The following is an 18881-nucleotide window of genomic DNA, read 5'->3' as shown; positions in this document are numbered from 1 at the left end:
ATTATGCTAGAAACTTTTCGTACGCGTCGGCGTCGAGAAGGCCGTGGCCCGATAGGTTGAAGGCGATTACAGAGCCATCCGGCAACTTCTTCGCCAGGTCGATAACCGCCCTGATGGCGTGGGCCGACTCAGGCGCCGGGACGACGCCCTCTGACCTGGCGAATAGGACGGCCGCCTTCATCACCTCCTCTTGGGGATAGGCGAGGGGTTCCACGATGCCTAGCCTCTTCAGTAGCGAGAGGCTGGGCGCCGCGCCGTGGTAGCGGAGCCCCGCGGCGTGGATGGCGGGCGGCACGTAGTCGTGGCCGAGGGTGTACATCTTCAACATGGGGAGCACCCCCACGGCATCTGGAAAGTCGTATTTATACTCCCCCCTCGTGAGTTTGGGAGCCGCCTCCGACTCCACGGCGACGAACCGCGTCTTTTCAAACCCCTCCCCCCTCAGCCTCATCCCAATCATTGGGTATGTGAAGCCGGCGAAGTTAGAGCCGCCCCCCACACACGCCACGGCGACGTCTGGCTCCTCCGGCAGTTGCTCCACGGCCTCCAGCCCGATGACTGTTTGATGCATCAAGACAAACTCCATGACGCTCCCAGGCAGGTACCTCCTCCTCTCGCCAGACAGCACGTACTCCACAGCCTCGGATATGGCTATGCCCAGAGAGCCCGGGTGGTCGGGCCTGTAGTGCCTCCTCCCGGCCTCGGTCACCTCGCTGGGGCTGGGGTACACCACGGCGCCGTATGTACGCATGAAGGTCAGCCTCTGCCTCTTGGAGTTGTAGGAGGACCTCGTCATAAACACAACGGCCTTCAGCCCGAAGAGCGCCGCCGCCAGCGACACGGCCATCCCCCACTGCCCCGCCCCGGTCTCCGTGGCCACCTCCACGGCGCCGTCAGCCTTTGCGTAGTACGCCTGCGCCACCGCTGTGTTGAGCTTGTGGCTACCCACCGGCAGCACTCCCTCAAACTTGTAGTAGATCCTCGTCTTCACCCCGAGGGCCCTCTCCAGCCCCTCGGCTCTGAAAAGGGGCGTCGGCCGCCCCACCCGTCTGTAGACATCCCGCACCTCCTCCGGGATAGATACCCACCGCTCCGCGGTGAACTCCTGGTCGATTAAAGCAGAGGGCAGGATCTTGCTGAGGAGGCCAATCCTGCTCTCACCCTCGTCGGGATCCCTCGGCGGCGAGAGGGCAATCGGCAGATCCGCGGCGATGTTATACCAACGGCTCACCACCCCGACATAAGCCCCAGATAGGAGTTGCTTAAAAACTTTAACCCCCACGGCGCCACTAAGCTCGCCGACACTAAACGGATAGTTGAAAACTGAAAAATTGCGCCGGCCACCTTAATGACCCGCGGCCTGGAATTAGCTAAAGTATCTAAATGGGAATAGCCTAAGCCTCTCCTTTACTTTTTTCATTAGCTCAACTATCCCCAGCGGCTCTGTAAGTAGGAAGGCTAGTATAATGGCGCCGAATATCACATCTCTAAGAGCTATCTCAAGGCCGCGGATGCCGACGCCTGCCAGCACAATTTTTATAGCCTCAGGGACGCCTACTACAAACGCGGCGCCAAGCACAGAGCCCCAGACAACTCTACCTAGCCCTCCTATCAAGACCGCCGCGAACACCTCTAGGGAGGTGAGGAACGTGAAGCTCTCCACTGACACGGATCTCACGGCGAAGGCCCACAACGCCCCGCCTACGGCGGCTAGATAGGCGCTGGCGACGAAGGCCAGTAGTTTATACTTGAAGACGTTGACGCCTATTATCTCCGCGGCGACGTCTCTGTCGCGTATAGCTTTGAAGGCCCTGCCGATGTAGGACCTCCCCAGATTCGCCAGCGCGGCTAGGTGTAGGATGGTGATGGTGATGACGGCGGCGTATAGGGGATATCCCGACGAGAGGTCGAGAGGGCCGAGGGATAGTGGAGGGGCGTAGACGGCGTAGGCGCCCCCGGAGAACCAAGCCATCTTTTCGGTTCTCAGTAGCCAGTCGAAGAAAAACTGGGCGCCTAGAGTGGTGATTAGCAGATAGAGCTCCTTTAGTCGGAGGCTCGGTAGGCCGAAGACCAGCCCGGCTAGTGAGACCAATACCCCAGCCAGCGGCATGGCTAGTAGAGGCGGTATGCCGAGTTTTGCAAGGTATATAGAGGTGAAGGCGCCGAGCGCCATGAATGCTCCCTGTGCCAGCGATATCTGGCCAGCTAAGCCGAACAAGAGATTTAGACCGGCGGCGGCCAGGGCCCAGGCCGCTATCCATATGACTACACGCACTAGATACTCGCTGGGGGCTACTAGAGGCAGGGCGTATATTAAAAGCAGGCCCGCGGCTAGGCCTATCTTGTGAATGGGCCATTTTATAAACGCCAGCACTTTCTCATACCGCTCAAAAAACACGCCTGCTGGCATACTACACCCTCTCTATACGCTCAGTTCCGAAGAGTCCATATGGCCTTACCAGTAACACGGCGATCATAAATAGTAAGGGAAACACCTCGCCGAAGCCGCCGCCGAAGAGAGGCTCCAGATACAGCTTCCCCAAAACCTCCAACACGCCGATCGCCACGCCTGCTACCAGCGCGCCGCCCACGGAATCAAGTCCCCCTAGTATAATAACTGGAAGCGCCTTGATGCCGATGTACTCCACCTGCCCAGAGGCGCCTCCGTATATAGATGCATAAAATACACCTGCCAACGCCGCTAATATCCCAGAGAGAGCCCACGCGATCGCTATGGACTCGGAGGATTTTATACCAAATGCCACAGCCGACACACGGTCGTTAGACATAGCCCTCATAGCCACGCCCAGAGATGTATTTTTGTAAAACCAGTAGAAAAAGCCGAAGGACGCAAGGGAGGCTAGGAAACTCCCGGCGAAGTTGAAGTCCAGCCTCAGGCCGGCGACTTCCAGAAAGCCTCTAGGGAACAGCGAGTGTTCGAAAGGCACGAGCAACCACCCGGGAAGGGCGTATCTAACTTGGAGCCACGCCAGCAACAAGCCCTTTAAGAGATAGCTCACTCCTATGGTCGCCGCGATTATCTGAATCACAGGCTCCCCAAGCATTGGCCTCACCACCGCCCTCTCAACTACAGCCGCTAGAATAAAGGAAAGAGGAATTATGGCGATTAGGGCGCCGACGGGGCCGAGGTCAGGCGACAGGGCCCAGAATAGGTAGGCTGAGGTAAGCGCAAATGTGCCGTGGGCTAGATTAACCACCTTACTAGCCCTATAGACGAGAACATAGCCGAGCGCCGCTATGGCGTATACCCCGCCCCTTAAAACTCCGTCGATCAATATGTCTATCATAGGGTCACGATCTTCACAGCCATGGTGACATCCCGCACCGTGCCGTCTTCGTACTTAACTGGCACGGTCAGCTCAACCATCTCGTCGCCTTTATACATGGCCTCCAGTAAGTTGCTATATCTCTGGTGTATAAAGACCCGGCGGAGTTTACGCGTCCTAGTCATCTCCCCGTCGTCTGGGTGGAACTCCTTGAAGAGACTTGTAAATTTACGAATCCGCAACTTCTCAGGCAGGTTGCTATTAACCCTGGCGACGACTCCTCTCAACAGCTCATACACAGCGTCCTTCTGGCTAAGATCTTGGTAGGAGGTGTACGCAATTCCCCTCTGCTCAGCCCACTTAGACACAGTCTCGAAGTTAATGTTTAGGATAGCCACGACGTAGGGCCTCCCCTCGCCGTAGACCAAGGCCTCCTTTACATAGGGACTGTACTTCAGCATGTTCTCAATAAACAAGGCGCTGAAAACCGTGCCGTCCGCCAGCCTCTGGACATCTTCCTTACGGCCTAGATATATCAAGTGGCCGTCCTCGGTTAACATGCCCACATCGCCTGTGTACAGCCATCCATCCCTCAACACCTCGGCAGTGGCGTCCTCTCTCTTGTAGTACCCAGCCATGACTGCCGGCGTCCTTACTAATATCTCCCCGTCCTCGGCGATTTTTATCTCAGTATTGGCGATCGGAGCGCCGACGGTGTCGAGTCTCACGTCGTCATTCCTATGTACAGTTGCTATGCCTGACACCTCAGTCATACCCCAAATCCTTTTCAGGTTGACGCCGATGCCTCTGAAAAATTTCAAGTAGTCAGGACCCAGGAAGGAGCCCCCCACGTACGCATACCTAATCCTCTTCAAACCCAGCTTATCCAAGAGGGATCTATACACCAGCCAATACGCAACCCACCACTGAAGTCTAAGGGCGGGGGGTATCCGAGCCTTCTTCAGCTCCATCTCAGCCCTCTTTTCAGCGACGTTGATAGCCCACTTAAACACAGCCTTGCCTAGAGGCGTCGCGTCTTCAATATGTTCATAAATCTTGCTATAGAACATCTCGTATACCCTGGCGGGACCAAACATAAAGTGTGGAGCAATCTCTCTAAAGTCTCTCCAAAGAGTGTCAGGCTCCTCTACGAAATTTAGCCTAAACCCGACAAGCATGTGCATAGCCAGCGACATCATCTGCTCGCCGACCCAGGCAAAGGGAAGGTAAGACACATATTCAAAATCCTCCCATATGGGGTCCACCTCCCAGAGATTTTTAGCCATAGACAGCATGGAGCTGTAGGTTAACATGACAGCCTTCGGCTTGCCTGTGGTCCCAGATGTAGACAGGAGAAGACACACATCGTCGGGAGAGGTGGACTCGGCCATTTTTTCAAACAGCCCCGGCTCTGTGGACGCCGCCTCGCGCCCCATCTTCACCACCTCGTCCCAGCTCAGCAGAGCCACATCTCCTATCCGCTTTTCATACCTCCACATCATTCTATCATCCCAATACACAATAGCCCTTAGCTTAGGCAACTCCCTAGCCACGGCCAGGATCTTATCTACCTGCTCCTGGTCCTCAGCCACCACGACGACGGAGTCGGTATAGTCAAGCCAGTAGGCCCTCTCCTCCGGGAGGAGATCTGGGTAGACCCCCACCCCCTTGCCGTGGAGCGCCATAGCCGCAACCTCGGCAAAGAGTAGAAACGGCCTGTTAAACCCCACCACTGCGAGGTGCTCACCTGGCCTAAACCCCAGCGCCAGAAGGCCGTATGCAAACTCCCTGACTTTGTCAAGATACTCGCCCCACGTATAGGGCCTCCAGACGCCTAGAGACTTCTCCCTAATGGCAACGGCGTCTTGGGCCTCTCCACGCTCCAGCAGAATTTTTGGAAAAGTTTCCCCCCTTAAGCCCTCCCAGGGCCTCCTCCCTCTCATGCCACCGCCCGAGTCTTCCCCATGTACAGCTCCAAAACTCTTGGATCTCTCAGCACCTCCTGCGGCCTCCCCTCGGCGACCACGCGCCCAGCCGCCATTACCACGACCCTGTCCGATAAATCCGCCACGGCGCCTAAGTCGTGCTCCACAAGGCAGATCGTGACCCCGTATACATGCCTCATCTCTATAATGTAGCGGGCCATGTCCTCCCTCTCCTCTCTCGTCAGCCCCGCCATGGGCTCATCCATTAACAACACCTTTGGCCTCCCCGCGAAGGCCCTCGCCACATCCACCTTTTTCTGTAACCCATATGGAAGCGACCCAACGGGCCTGTTCCTGTAGGCGTAAAGCTCGAAAAAGTCTATAACCTCCTCAGCCCACTTCAAAATCTCAACCTCCCTCCGGACCCACTTAAGCCACAGCATTGCGGAGAAGTAATCCAGAAGACTCTCGCGGTGGCTCGCTATGGCGCCAACCATAATGTTCTCCAACACAGTCATGTGGCGAAATGTCTCGCTTGTCTTCTGGAAGGTGCGGCCGATCCCCATCTTCGCCCTTTTATAAGGCGGCACATCAGTTATATCCCTCCCCTCGAGGTAAACGCGGCCGCTCCTTGGCTTGTAGAAACCAGAAATAACATTTAGAAGCGAAGTCTTCCCTGCGCCGTTGGGCCCGACGAGGCCGACCACCTCCCCCTTCCCTATCCCGAAGTTTACATTTTCCAAGGCGCTCACGCCGCCGAACTGTACAGACACGTTCTTGACATCAATCATAGATACCGCTTCTTCCTCTTCCAGTACTTTACATTTTTATAGCCCTCCGCCTTGAGCCCCATGTAGAACTCCTTCACATCGGGGTTATCCCGTAGAGACGTCGCCGGGCCGTCGAGGACAACTCTACCATTCTCCAAGATGTAGCCGTAGTGAGCAATTTCGAGCGAAGCCGCCACGTTCTGCTCAGCGAGCAGAATAGTAATACCCTCGTTCCTATTGATCTGTTTCAACACCTGGAACAAGTCGTCCACCGCCTTTGGAGATAAGCCCAGAGAAGGCTCGTCTAGTAGTATTACCCTCGGTCTAATAGCAAGTGCCATACCTATGACAAGCATCTGCTGCTCCCCACCAGAGAGATAACCAGCCCTCCTACTCATCAACTCCCTCAGCCTAGGGAAGTATTGAAAAACCACCTCTCTGTCCGGCCGCCTGCCCAGGCGCCTGGCGGTTCTCTCAGCCACCTTTAAGTGATCTTCAACAGTTAACTCCTCAAATACGCGCCTACCCTCTAGGACTTGTAACAAGCCTAGCTTCAGCACCTCCTCGGGGTGCTTGTTCGTAATATCTGTGCCTTCAAATATGACCTTCCCCATAGTCACCTCTCCCCGCTCAAGCTTCGCCACGCCGCTAATAGCCTTCAGAGTGGTGGACTTGCCCGCGCCGTTAGGCCCCATCAACGCAGTAATTTTGCCCTCCTCCGCCTTTAGAGAAACATTCTTGACGCCCAAGATATACTTATTATAAACCACTTGAATTCTGTCCACAACCAAACTCATTGCTTGACACCATATCTAGCTAAGTCATCGGCTAAATTTCCACGCGGTAGCGTAATCTCCGTCACCTTCTGCCATGTGCCGTCGCTATTCATCTGGTAGATATAAACAGTGGTGGTTGGCCTGTGGTCGCCAGCCATGTACTTCACCGGCGCGGCGTAGCTCGTCTTCACCTCTGGCATATTTTCAAGAGCCCACTTAATATTCTCACTAGTGGGCTCCTTCCCGTTCTTTACGGCGTATTCTATGCCCTTCGCCAGGATGTATGCCGCGTGCCAGCCCCTTATAAACGGCTCAGTCACCGTGCCGATCTTGTTGATGTAGCCAACCATTAAGCTAGCCTCTCTATCGCCAGACTGTGCCAGCTTCTTCACGTCGTCAATCATCAACGCGCTTGTGACTCTAAACAACCTGCCTCCGACCCACTTGGTAATATCGGGGCCTAGGAGCTTGCTGGTAGCCTCGTTAGCCCCCCATATATTGTATATGAATATAGCCTTACTCAGCCCTAGCTTATACGCAGACTTGATAATGACAGACCCGGCAGAGACGGTGCCGCCGTACCAAATGGCCACGGCGTCGCCGCACTTATCCCTCACCCTGGCGACCTGCTCATCAGCCGACACAGCTGTCAACTCCACGACCTCCTCCGCGCATATCGCCACGCCTTGTCTCTTCGCCTCCTCTCTAATTGCCGGGAGAGGCTCAAGGCCGTAGGGCACGTTGGGATACAGCAGAGCCATCTTAGGCGATGCGCCCGCCTTTTCAAAATACTGCTTTACGAAAACCACACCCGCGGCCGCGGCCTCGTGGTAGCTCGCCATGGTATAGAAGTTGTAGGGGTTTTTCACAAGCGAGAGAGTGTAGCTACCGGAGAAGTAGGGAATTCCATCTTTATTTATCTGAGGAGCAAGAGCCAGAGTGTCACCGGTGCCCCACCCAATTATTGCAACTACACCTTGTTGCTTGAAGTACTCGTAGGCGGCCTGCGCCTCTGGAATCTTGTATCCATAATCCCGCTCGACACACTGCAAGGTAATACCTAACTTCTTCAGCTCAGTCAATTCACCATTGTTTATAGCATCGATGGCGCTTTTCGCGCCGTATGACCAGGGTACACCAACATCTGCAGTCCCTCCTGTTAAGTCAAAAAGACATCCAATTTTCAACACCCTTTGGGTCTGCGAGGGGCTGGGGGAGGTCTGTTGAGTTGTTGTGGTGGCTGAGGCTGGGGGCGAGGCGGTTGGGGAGGATGTTGCCGTGGGACCAGTCTTTGGGGCTTGGGCCCCCTGTTGTGATAAATAAGCTACCAAAGCGGCTACGATTATTACAATTATGATAGGAATTACAATCTTTCCCATTTGCATAAGGAAAATTTCTAATTTGTATTTAAGTATTGTACTTTTACATTCTTTAAAACATTCTAGAAAATTCATAAATAAACTTATAGTTTTCTAATATAATTTCTTTTACTTTTCTCTAATACGTATGTTTAAAAATAAAGCTGACGCTTGTATAACATTTAAAATTATTAATAATTTCAATTTCCATAACCTCTTTGTAGAGAAATTTTTAAATACTTAATGATAGACCTGAATATCATGAAGGTGGCCAATTACATAAATGGGGAGTTTAAAGAGCCAAGTACGGGGGCTTTTCAGGTAAAAACCTCGCCTGTAGACGGCAGTAAGATCGCAGAGGTGCCGAGAAGCGGTAGGGAGGACGCTAGAGAAGCTATAGACTCAGCATTCGAGGCGCTCAAGGCGTGGGCCAACATCCCGGCGATAAGAAGGGCTGAGTATCTGTACAAGATGCTGGAGGTTTTCCGCCAGATGAAAGAGGATTTTATGAAAATCCTAACAGTCGAGGGAGGTGGCACGTACAGGAAAGTCTGGGGCGAGGTTGTGTTTACAGAAAGGCTTATACAGAACGCGGCCGAGCTCGCCAGGCACTACCAAGGCAGGGTGTTGCAGTCAGACAGCGAGTCCACCATATCTGTCGTGTTTAAGAGGAGTAAGGGGGTCGTGGGGGTCATAACGCCCTGGAACTATCCGCTGTCTATCTCTATGAAAAAAATTGCACATACACTAGCCGTGGGCAACACCGTGGTGTACAAGCCCGCCTCCGACACCCCCGTCACCGGCTGGCTAATTGCGCAGATGGTGGCTAAGGCGGGCCTGCCCAAGGGGGTCTTCAACCTCGTCATTGGGCCGGGCCCGGTGGTGGGGGAGGAGATTGTTACGCATAAGAGAGTGGCCCACGTGACGTTTACGGGGGAGAGCTCGACCGGTAGGGAAATCGCCGCGAAGGCCGCGGGGACGTTAAAGACGGTGACGCTGGAGCTGGGGGGTAGCGATCCCCTGATTATTCTAGACGATGTGGATGTGGACTACGCCGCGAGGCTGGCGGTGTTCGCCTCGCTGTTCCACCAGGGGCAGATATGTACCTCCGCCAAGCGGATCATAGTGCACAAGGCTGTGGCTGATAAATTCATCGAGCGCTATGTCCACTATGTGAAGATGTTGAGAATAGACGACCCTAGGAAGGACGAAAAAGTGGATCTAGGGCCTCTCATCAACGAGAGGCAGGTCGCCTTGATGAAGGAGTTCGTCGATGACGCAGTGTCTAGAGGCGGCCGTTTATTAATTGGAGGACGGAGCTGGGGCAACTTCTTCGAGCCTGCCATTTTCGTAGATGTGGATAGAAACTTTAGAATTATGAGGGAGGAGGTGTTCGGCCCGGTGAGGCCTATTGTAGTTGTGGAAAACGACGACCAGGCGGTGGAGGTGGCTAACGACACAGACTACGGCCTCAGCGGCGCCGTCTTGACGAACAACGTCAACAGGGCGTTTCGAATAGCTGAGGCTGTGGAGAGCGGGATGTTCCACATAAACGACGTCACGTTCCTAGAGGAGTCCCACGTTCCTTTCGGCGGGATAAAGGCCAGCGGCGTGGGGAGGGAGGGCGGCGAGTGGAGCTTCCACGAGACAACTTACGACCGCTGGGTCACAGTGACGCTAAGGACACGCCGCTTCCCCATACCCTCAGCCCTTAAATGATACGCCTAGAGACTAGGGGCGACATCGCCTACATCACCATTGACAACCCCCCGCTGAATCTCATAACTCTTGAGATGCGGAAAAGGCTTGGCGAGGCTGTGGAGGAGGTGGCCGAAAGCGGCGCAAAGGTTTTAGTAGTGAGGTCGACGGGAGACAAGGCCTTCAGCGCGGGTGGCGACGTGACGGAGTTTCTCCACACATCTCAGATGGATCTACTGGAGTGGGGGAGGACTATAGAATCTATATCAAATCTGCCAATCCCCACAATTGCATTGATAAGGGGTTACGCCCTGGGGGCGGGTTTTGAGATAGCCCTGGCTTGTGACGTCAGAATCGTAGCCTCAGACGCGGTGCTGGGACTGCCGGAGGTGCGGCTGGGCATGATCCCAGCGAGCGGCGGCTTGACTAAGCTAGTGAAATTCCTAGGCCCCAGAGCACTCTACTACCTACTGCTTGGCAAGAGGATGTCGGCGGAGGAAGCCCATAGACTGGGTCTGGTGGACGAGGTGGTTGCGCCGGGGGATTTGGAGCGGAGGGGGGAGGAGCTGGCGAAGGAGCTTGCGGAGTTGCCGCCGCTGGCTGTGAGGGCTTTGAAGGCGTCTGTCAGAGCGGCGCTGGAGAGCTCTGTAGAGGTTGGCTACCTAGTCGAGAGGTCGTTGTTCGGCCTCTTGAGATACAGCAACGACTTTGCCGAGGGGATAAAGGCGTTTAAAGAAAAACGCAAGCCACGCTATACTGGAAACTAGAATTATATATAATAGTAAAATAAAGTTAAATAGGGTCAACCTTTCATGTACATGTTTCGAGATCTTTATCGAAGGTCTTTAGAAAGACCTGAGGAGTTCTGGAGCGAAGTAGCTGGTGAGCTCTACTGGCGTAAACGCTGGACGCAGACGCTTGACGACTCCAACCCACCTTTCTACAGATGGTTTGTCGGTGGGGATACCAACATCTCGTACAACGCACTGGATCGCTGGCAGGAGAACAGGCCGGCGTTTATCTGGGCCTCCTCCTCAGGTTCAATAGAGCGGTACACATACGGCGACGTGAGGAAGAAGGTCGCAGAAATAGCCTGTGTGTTGAGAAGCCGGGGCGTGGGGAGGGGCGACAGAGTGACCATCTACATGCCGATGGTACCTGAAACTCTATTTCTACTACTGGCTGTCGCCAGAATAGGCGCCGTGCACAACGTGGTGTTTTCAGGTTTCGGCGCACAAGCACTGGCAGACAGGCTGGCGGACTCCGGCTCTAAGTTGCTAATCTCGGCGGACTACATGGAGAGGAGGGGGAGGAGGATTGAGCTACTGCCGAACGCCGAGGAGGCCGCCAAGAGGGTGGGATCTGTAGACATCTTGATATACGACCGGTCTAGGAGGGCTTTCGAAGGCGGCTCCGGGGGTTGCGGCGACGCAATTGAGTGGGTTGAGGCGGGGGAGCCTCTGTTTATTCTATACACATCGGGCACCACGGGCAGGCCTAAGGGGTTGTACCACGGACATGGGCAGTACATGGTGTGGGCATATGCCCACACCAAGTGGCTATTCGGCTTCAGGGAGGGGGATGTTTTATTCTCCACGGCTGATGTTGGGTGGATTAACGGCCATACATACGGGACCTACGGCCCTCTGCTGAACGGCGCCGTGGTGGTGTGGTACGAAGACGCGCCTGACTACCCGCACCCCGGTGTCTGGTGGGAGTTGATTGAGAAGACCGGCGCGTCTTTTATATGGCTGGCTCCCACCGCTGTGAGGCTTTTAATGAAGTATGGCGATGAGTGGCCCCGGAGGTATGAGATGAAGTCGCTTAGGCTTGTGGTAAGCGCCGGGGAGATCCTCGGCGTCGAGCCCTGGAGGTGGTTATGGAAAAATGTGTGTAGAGAACGCGGGGAGTGCCACGTGATAGAGACCTGGGGCCAGACCGAGAACTCCGGCTTCATAGCCGCGCCGGGGGGCTTCGGCGTCGGCGGAATAAGGTATAGGCTTGGCTCCGTGGGCCTCCCATACCCCGGCCTGAGGATAACTGTGGTGGATGACTCCGGGAGAGAGGTGCCGCCTAGGCAGAAGGGCCACGTGGTGGTGCGTCCGCCGACGCCTCCGGCATTTGCGCTGGGGGTCTGGGGGAATCCAAAGAGGTGGGTGGAGACGTACTGGTCTGGGTTTCCTGGGCTTTACTACACAGGCGACGTGGGCTACTACGACGAGGATGGCTATATCTACATCCTGGGGAGGGGCGACGACGTGATTAAGGTGGCGGGGCATAGATTAGCGCCGGCCGAGGTGGAGAACGTGGCCATGACCCACCCAGACGTTGTGGAGGCGGCGGCTGTGGCGATCCCCGACGAGCTGAGAGGCGCCGTCCTTGCCGTGTTTGTGGTGCCTAGGGAAGGCGCCTCTGTCAAGCCGGAGGACGTCGCCGCCGTTTTGAGAAGAGAGATGGGCCCGGTGGCTGTCGTGTCTAGGGTGTATGTCGTGAATAAGTTACCTAAGACCAGGACGGGTAAGATTATGAGGCGTGTGCTCAGGGCCGTGGCCGCCGGCGAGGGGCTTGGCGACCTGTCCACGCTGGAAGACGAGGCCTCGGTAGAGGAGGTGAAGAAGGCTGTAGAGGAGTTGCGCTACCTCCTCAGGTAGGAACTCGCCTTCTTAATAGCTCTAAGTATATTTACATAACCAGTACACCTGCATATGTTTCTAATTGACATTTTCAAAACTCCGGGATCTGCCTCTGGGTCGACGTCTTTAAGATAGTGATATACTGCTAGGATAAATCCGTGGGTGCAGTAGCCGCATTGAGAGGCGTACTCCTCTAGAAAGGCTTTCTGGACCGGGTTTAGCCCGTCTTGCGACAGCCCCTTGACGGTTGTTACTTCATGTCCCTTGGCCTGCACGGCGAATATTGTACAAGACTTGACAGCCTTGCCGTCTATCAACACCGTGCACGCCCCGCAACGCCCCTCGTCGCACCCCCTCTTCACCTCCGTGGCGCCGGCCCTCCTGAGAAAGTCAATTAGCAAGACGCGCGGCTCTACGTCGACTTCCACCGGCCGGCCGTTGAGGAGCAACTGGCCGCCCCCATTTCCCCTCCACTTAGTTATGGCGTCTCTGGTGGGGAGGCGCCACTCGGCGCCGTCGGCCACTCTGCGTAGGGCCTGGGCGAGGAGTTGAGGCAGGAGTCTACGCTTCTTTTCAAAACTTAGGTGCGGGTCTTCGTAGGGCTCGTCCTGCGGCAGTAGATCCAGTATCTTCTCTGCGTGTGAGTCAAGGCCCTTAAGCCCAGCGCCGTCTAGAGCCTTATCCACAGCCACGGGACGCGTGTAGTATCCGCCGACCGCCACGCGGGATTTTGTAACTACGCCTTCTGAAACCTTCACAGCCGCGGCTACCACAAGACTGGGGTAGGAGGCGCCGCCTATCTTAAACACGACGGTGGCCTGCCTCTCCCACCTGGGTACCCGCACCTCGGCTACCAACTCTCTATCTATCACTGTGTAGTAGGGCCCCTTGACAAATTCCTCAGCCCTCACCACTCTCTCCCCTCCCCGTCCTCGCAGGACCACCTCGGCGTCTAGAGCCATGAGAGGCGGCAGGTAGTTCGCGGCTGGGTCGGCGTGCGCCAGCGACCCGCCGAGCGTCCCCCTGTTCCTAACCTGTATGTCTGCTATCCGCCACGCGGCTTCGCTAAGCGCCGGGGCCCAAGACACCACCTCCCTGTGCATAGCCACGTCGTTGTGCACAAGCAAGGCGCCGAGGGCGAGTCTATCCCCCCTCCTCTCTACGTACCTCAACTCGTCAAGCTCAAAAATATCCACCAAAGCCTCCACCGAGAGGAGTCTGAGCTTGAGAAGCGTCGACAGTGACTGGCCGCCGGCGAGAGGCGTCGCCCCCTCTCTCACGGCTTCAAGCGCCTCTGCCAGCGAGGTGGCTTTGATGTACCTAAACTGGGGGGGATATGCAGGCCTCATATCAACGCCTCAAGCCTAACTGGCAGCTCGTTGATGGGAACCCCCAGTAGGTCGGAGACGGCGTTTGCAACAGCCGCCGGCGCCCCCATGACGGGGCCCTCCCCGGCGCCGTATGCGCCGGAGGGCAGATACACCGCAGGCGTCTCGAAATGGATAAGCCCCACATCCACGTCTACAAACTCCGCCAGCGTCGGCGTGCCGTAGGTATCTAGCAACAGCGACTTGGGGGTGCCGTCCGGGCCGTATCTAAGCTCCTCGTAGAGGGCCATGGCAACCCCGTGGTGTATCCCCCCGTGGAGTTGCCCGTCAAGCAACTCCCTCTTTATTATCCTCCCAGCGTCGTGGGCCACTACGTACCTCACGAGCTTTATGCCCTCGTCGCCGAGCTCAACCACGGCGAGGTGGGCCTGTATGGCGTATGCCGCCGAGGAGTTTACGCGATCGCCAACCGGCGCCCTCACCGTGGGGGGCTGGAAGTAGGCGGTAGCCACGAGGCCGCCCTCCATTCCCTCCGGCAACCCGCCCGGGTCCCAGTGCACGGCGGAGGCAATGCGCTTCAGATCTATACGCCTCTCAGGTCTATCTAGGTCAACTACGTACCCATCTGAGTAGGCAACTCTCCTTGCCTTTAGGTAGTGCGCCCCTAGTAGCATTACTTTTTCCTTCAGCCTTCTACACGCCTCAATCGCGGCGCTGATCACCACGGGGGCGAATCTGCTGGAGTAGCTACCGCTAGACAGCGCCCAAAGCTTGTCGGTATCTGTCTGGAAGACCACCTTCACATCCTCAGGCTTAACCCCCAGCTCCCTGGCCACCACCTCGGCGAGCGCGGTTTCGTGGCCGAGACCCTCGTTTGTGGCGTTTACAAAAACCTCGACAACCCCGTTTGGATCTACGCTTACGGTCACGTATTCCCCAGCCCCTGAGTGTGGATACTTCCTCTTCTCGGCGTCCAGGGCCACGTCGACGTAGCCGAGGTTGGTGCCGCTTGGCTCCACCACCACGGCGATGCCGACGCCCACCCTCCTCCCCCTCCTCTTCTCCTCCTGCCAGCGTCTATACTCGGGCTCTAGAGCCTTTACAACCGTGACGTAGTCCTGGGCCGGGTATAGACCGCCGGTGGGGGTTTCGTAGAACTTCTGGCTGCCTACCGTCACTGGGAACTCCCTCACCAAGTTTCTAATTCTAAACTCAAGCGGGTCTAGCCCCAGCCTCCTTGCGGCCTCCTCCACCGCCCTCTCAAGTGCGAAGTAGAACTGGGGGCCGCCGTAGCCGCGGTTCAGCCCCGTGGGGGACTTGTTAGTGAATACGACTGTGTAGTCGGCCTCAATTGCTTTTATGTCGTAGGCCCCGTTTAAATTGCCGTGTATTCTAAACAGAGCCCCCGGCTCAGGCGGCCTTAGGTAGGCCCCCACGTCTTCAATAAAGTGGTAGCGGACTGCGGTTATCCTCCCGTCTCTCCTCAGGGCCAGCTCCACGTAGCCCCTTCTCTCTCCGTTGGAGCTGCTGGCTACCAAATTCTCCTGCCTTGTCTCGACCCACTTCACCGGCCTCCCGGCGAGCCTAGAGGAGGCGGCGGCCAGGACGGCGTATGGGTAGATGGAGTATTTAATACCGAAGCTTCCCCCGATGTCCCTAGGCGTCTTGATGTGTAGTTGCGCCGTGGACAAGCCGAGGGCCCTGGCTATGAAGTAGACGTAGAGCATGGGGCCTTGGAAATTTGCAGTGAGGTACAGCTCATCGCCGCGCCACGACGCCAAGACGCCGTACGGCTCCAGAGGCATGGCGGTGTGCTTGGGGAATTTAAACTCCAGACGCACCACGTCGTCAGCCGCCTTGAAGAAGCCCTCCACATCGCCGAACTTCATATTTTTCCTCATAGCAACGTTGCTCCCCAGCTTCTCGTGGACCAGCGCCCTCCCCCGCAACGCGTCGTCTATTGTCACAACAGGCTCCAGAGGCTCTAGATCAACTTCTACATAGTCCAGGAGATCCACTGCTTTGTAGACGTCGTCTGCGAGCACCACGGCGAGGGGCTCTCCGAAGTAGCGGGCCTTCCCCACGGCAAATGGATAGTAGTCGATAGGCAGTCCGAGGGCGTTTGGAAACGGGGCCTTGACAACCCTTAGGAGATCTTCAGACGTGTAGGCCACGCCGCCCCGCCGCCGCACTTCCGACACGTCTATTTTCCTAACCACTGCGTGGGGATACGGAGACCTCAGAATAGCCATGTGGAGCGTCCCCGGCGGAGACGGCAGATCGTCTATATACTCGCCGTTGCCGGTGACAGCCCTAAGGCCCTCCCGGTAAGTCATGGCAACTTATCCACTATGTATATCTTCCTCAACTTCTTGTAGAAGGCAACTCTCGAATTTACAAAGTCGAGCAGCTCTCTTTCAGAGGCCTGCCCCCTCAGCACGACGTAGGCAACAGGCAACTCGCCCACCTCGGGATCGGGCTCTCCCTTCACCAACGCCTCCTTAACCGCGGGGTGTTTAAGTAGAATAAGCTCTAAATCCCTTGGGAAGACTGGGTACCCCTTGTACTTAATCATACGCTTCTTCACCCCCCGGAAGTAGAGAAGCCCCCTCTCATCCATCGAGACAATATCTCCCGTTTTCAAATAGCCGTCTTGAAACACCTTCTCCGTCTCCGCCGGGTCGCCGTACCTCTTCATATTCCACGGCGACTTTACAAGCAACTCCCCGTCCTCGGCAAGCTTCACCTCAACCCAAGGCAACGGTATGCCTATCGTTCCCTTTGCGTCTTTTAGCTGGGGTGGCTGGAAGGTCAGCACAAGGGCTTCGGTTAGCCCGTAGATCTGGAGAATAGGCACACCCGAGGCCTCCTCAAACCTCCGCTGGACGTCGGGAGGTAGATAGGCCCCCCCAGACACGGCGTACCTAGCCCCCAGCCTCCCCACCCCCGCCTTGTTCAGCTCGGCATACACCGTCGGCACCCCCACAATCACCGTGCTTTTCTCAGCGAGTTTAACCGCCGCGTCAACATCAAAACGCCTCATTAACAACACCGTGGCGCCCGACATAAGCGCGGCCATGGCGGTCAGGAGGCCCAGGACATGGGTGAGGGGCGGCGTCACGAGCACCACGTCGCTCGGCGTCAACTGCATCGCAGTGGCGAGGCTGTGGGCACACCTCCAGAACCCCTCAGCGGCGTGCACCACTTGCATAGTCCTCCCGGCAACCCCCGCGTAGTACATCACAACCTCCCCAAGCCCCCCGCCACCCTCAGAGCCCCACTCCCCTATCTTCACCGCCTTCCACTTTTTAAATACGTCGGCGTTGCGTCCGTACACTTCCTCGTCAGTCAACAAGATATCTGGCCGGAAGTCCTCCAGCTGGAACTCTAAGTCCTCAGATACAGTCAAGGGGTCAACAAGAGCGGTTGTTGACGGAGAGGACAGAAGCCCAACCAGCGAAGCTAAAGCCGCCGACGAATTCCTAGCTATGAAGAAAACCCGGCCCCCCGTCCTGTTTCTAAGAGATCTCCTCAGCAACTCGCCGTAGCTATGCCTCTCCACCCCGTCGTCAACCGCGGTCTTGTCTGGCTGGGACCTGGCCCAGAAGTCAATCATACCCTCTTAAACACGTACCACGTTTCTCCAGAACCTGTTTGCCCCACTTCCCAAACCACCTCGTCTCCTATCTCAATTTTCTCGGCCTCCACATATCCAGGTAGCTGGAAGTCGCCAAACTTGGCGATCGCCACCGTATACGGCGTCTTAAACCTCCCATTCGATACGTAAACAGTGCTGTATGTCAACACAACCCCCCTCTTGGGGATGTCTACAAGATCCACGGGGCCCCGGCAGTTGGGACACCTCGGCGCCGGGGGGAAGTAGCCGTAGCCGCACCGCCTACAACGAGACCCCACAAGCCTCCCCTCAGCCAGGTACCTCCTGAGGCTCATATCCTCATCATATGGACCACTGCGGCGGAGTTTACACCCCCCTCGTTCACTGCAAGAGCCACGCGGGCGCCGGTATTTCTGCCGTGGGCCCAGCCGGCGAGCTGTAGATAAAGCTCATAAACCTGGGCGAGGCCCGTGGCGCCGATGGGATGGCCCCTTGCCTTCAGCCCCCCGCTGGGGTTGACCGGGATGCGGCCTCCAATTTTCGTCGCTCCCTCCCGTATCAGTCTATATCCACCACCCCTCTCGGCGAAGCCCACCGCCTCGTATATCAACACCTCGTTTATGGTAAAGGCGTCGTGCACCTCAGCAACCTCTATATCCTTGGGCGTAACGCCTGCCTTTTCGTAGGCCCTCCTCGCCGCCTCAGCCACAGCCCTCGGGTAGGTCAAGTCGGGCCTCTGGGATATGCTTAAGGTGTCTGTAGCCACCTCGGAGGCGGCTATTTCCACAAGAGGCGTGGGTAACTTCTTGGCTATTTTTTCAGAGACTACGAGCGCGAGGGCCGCCCCGTCGCTTATAGGCGCCGCGTCGTAGAGCTTAAGCGGCGTCGCTATGGGCCTGCTCTTGAGACACTCCTCTAGAGTTATCTTCCTCTGGAAATGCGCCTTGGGATTAGCCGCGGCGTGTTCGTGGTTTTTAACAGCAACCATACACAAATCCTCCTCGGTGGCCCCGTATTGATACATATAGCGCCTAGCTATCATAGCGTAGTGGGCTGGTATGGTGACGCCGCTCATCTGGTCTATGTAGTCGCTGGCCGCCATAAGCGCGTCGGTGACCTCTTCAGTGGATCTGGCAGTCATCTTCTCCACCCCCACGGCCAGCGCCGCGTCTACGTGGCCAGACTTAACGGCGAGATACGCCGTGTGGAGGGCAAGCGCCCCAGCCGCGGCGCATGCCTCCACTCTGTAAGCCTCCTTGGGGAGGAGGCCCAGCCTCTCCGCGACTAAGGTGCCGTACATGATTTGGTGTTCATATGTCTCCGACTGGACGCCTACATACAAGGCGTCGATTATCTCCGGCGGGATGCCCATCTCCAACAGCTCGTTGAAAGCCTCGGCGACGAGTTCCCACCCAGCCTCCGCCCTCTTGCCGATACGCGACATCCCAACCCCGGCGAGAAAAACGACCATGTAGCCAGACATATCTAGA

The 18881-nt window shown here is 56.6% G+C and carries 15 protein-coding genes; 3 read left to right on the top strand and 12 right to left on the bottom strand.

What is annotated here, in order from left to right; translation table 11 throughout:
- Position 1: 1 nt before the first annotated feature.
- The 7 genes from P186_RS05305 to P186_RS05275 form a co-directional block, all read right to left on the bottom strand.
- Positions 2–1234: a TrpB-like pyridoxal phosphate-dependent enzyme gene (locus tag P186_RS05305; RefSeq protein WP_148683167.1), complete on the bottom strand. Its 1233-nt coding sequence runs from the start codon at positions 1232–1234 to the stop codon at positions 2–4.
- 132 nt (positions 1235–1366) lie between these two features.
- On the bottom strand, positions 1367–2410 hold the full coding sequence (locus P186_RS05300; protein ID WP_148682755.1) for a branched-chain amino acid ABC transporter permease: 1044 nt from the start codon (positions 2408–2410) through the stop codon (positions 1367–1369).
- Between the two features lies 1 nt (position 2411).
- Positions 2412–3308, bottom strand: a complete 897-nt coding sequence (locus P186_RS05295) for a branched-chain amino acid ABC transporter permease (protein ID WP_014288413.1) — start codon at positions 3306–3308, stop codon at positions 2412–2414.
- Entirely contained in the window at positions 3305–5230 is a 1926-nt protein-coding gene (locus P186_RS05290) for an AMP-dependent synthetase/ligase (RefSeq protein WP_014288412.1), read from the bottom strand. The genes P186_RS05295 and P186_RS05290 overlap by 4 nt, the downstream gene beginning before the upstream one ends.
- Positions 5227–6003, bottom strand: a complete 777-nt coding sequence (locus tag P186_RS05285; protein WP_014288411.1) for an ABC transporter ATP-binding protein — start codon at positions 6001–6003, stop codon at positions 5227–5229. Before P186_RS05285 ends, P186_RS05290 begins: the two co-directional genes overlap by 4 nt.
- Positions 6000–6779 carry an ABC transporter ATP-binding protein gene (locus tag P186_RS05280; protein ID WP_014288410.1) on the bottom strand — a complete coding sequence of 260 codons (780 nt, stop codon included), beginning with the start codon at positions 6777–6779 and terminating at the stop codon, positions 6000–6002. The genes P186_RS05285 and P186_RS05280 overlap by 4 nt, the downstream gene beginning before the upstream one ends.
- Entirely contained in the window at positions 6776–8143 is a 1368-nt protein-coding gene (locus tag P186_RS05275; RefSeq protein ID WP_158307133.1) for an ABC transporter substrate-binding protein, read from the bottom strand. The genes P186_RS05280 and P186_RS05275 overlap by 4 nt, the downstream gene beginning before the upstream one ends.
- Before the next feature lie 234 nt (positions 8144–8377).
- Between P186_RS05275 and P186_RS05270 the strand changes: the two genes are divergently transcribed.
- From P186_RS05270 to P186_RS05260, 3 genes are read left to right on the top strand one after another with little or no spacing between them, the layout of a single operon-like run.
- Positions 8378–9835, top strand: coding sequence for an aldehyde dehydrogenase family protein (locus P186_RS05270; protein WP_237179474.1), 1458 nt, complete (start codon positions 8378–8380; stop codon positions 9833–9835).
- A complete protein-coding gene (locus P186_RS05265) occupies positions 9832–10581 on the top strand; it encodes an enoyl-CoA hydratase/isomerase family protein (protein ID WP_014288407.1) in 750 nt (249 codons plus the stop codon). Before P186_RS05270 ends, P186_RS05265 begins: the two co-directional genes overlap by 4 nt.
- Positions 10582–10626: 45 nt before the next feature.
- Complete coding sequence (locus tag P186_RS05260; protein WP_014288406.1) at positions 10627–12465, top strand: AMP-binding protein; 1839 nt, start codon at positions 10627–10629, stop codon at positions 12463–12465.
- Here P186_RS05260 and P186_RS05255 read toward each other — a convergent pair.
- From P186_RS05255 to P186_RS05235, 5 genes are read right to left on the bottom strand one after another with little or no spacing between them, the layout of a single operon-like run.
- On the bottom strand, positions 12450–13796 hold the full coding sequence (locus P186_RS05255; protein ID WP_014288405.1) for an FAD binding domain-containing protein: 1347 nt from the start codon (positions 13794–13796) through the stop codon (positions 12450–12452). The two genes, P186_RS05260 and P186_RS05255, sit on opposite strands and share 16 nt — an antisense overlap.
- Positions 13793–16111, bottom strand: a complete 2319-nt coding sequence (locus P186_RS05250; RefSeq protein ID WP_014288404.1) for a xanthine dehydrogenase family protein molybdopterin-binding subunit — start codon at positions 16109–16111, stop codon at positions 13793–13795. Before P186_RS05250 ends, P186_RS05255 begins: the two co-directional genes overlap by 4 nt.
- A complete protein-coding gene (locus tag P186_RS05245; RefSeq protein ID WP_014288403.1) occupies positions 16108–17391 on the bottom strand; it encodes a class I adenylate-forming enzyme family protein in 1284 nt (427 codons plus the stop codon). Before P186_RS05245 ends, P186_RS05250 begins: the two co-directional genes overlap by 4 nt.
- On the bottom strand, positions 17388–17726 hold the full coding sequence (locus P186_RS05240) for a Zn-ribbon domain-containing OB-fold protein (protein WP_014288402.1): 339 nt from the start codon (positions 17724–17726) through the stop codon (positions 17388–17390). Before P186_RS05240 ends, P186_RS05245 begins: the two co-directional genes overlap by 4 nt.
- Positions 17723–18862 carry a thiolase domain-containing protein gene (locus P186_RS05235; protein ID WP_148682754.1) on the bottom strand — a complete coding sequence of 380 codons (1140 nt, stop codon included), beginning with the start codon at positions 18860–18862 and terminating at the stop codon, positions 17723–17725. Before P186_RS05235 ends, P186_RS05240 begins: the two co-directional genes overlap by 4 nt.
- Positions 18863–18881: the final 19 nt, after the last annotated feature.

The sequence above is a fragment of the Pyrobaculum ferrireducens genome, assembly GCF_000234805.1.
Taxonomy (GTDB): Archaea; Thermoproteota; Thermoprotei; order Thermoproteales; family Thermoproteaceae; genus Pyrobaculum; species Pyrobaculum ferrireducens.
The sequence above is the reverse complement of the archived record's forward strand: the minus strand, read 5'-3'. Positions and strand labels throughout refer to the sequence as shown.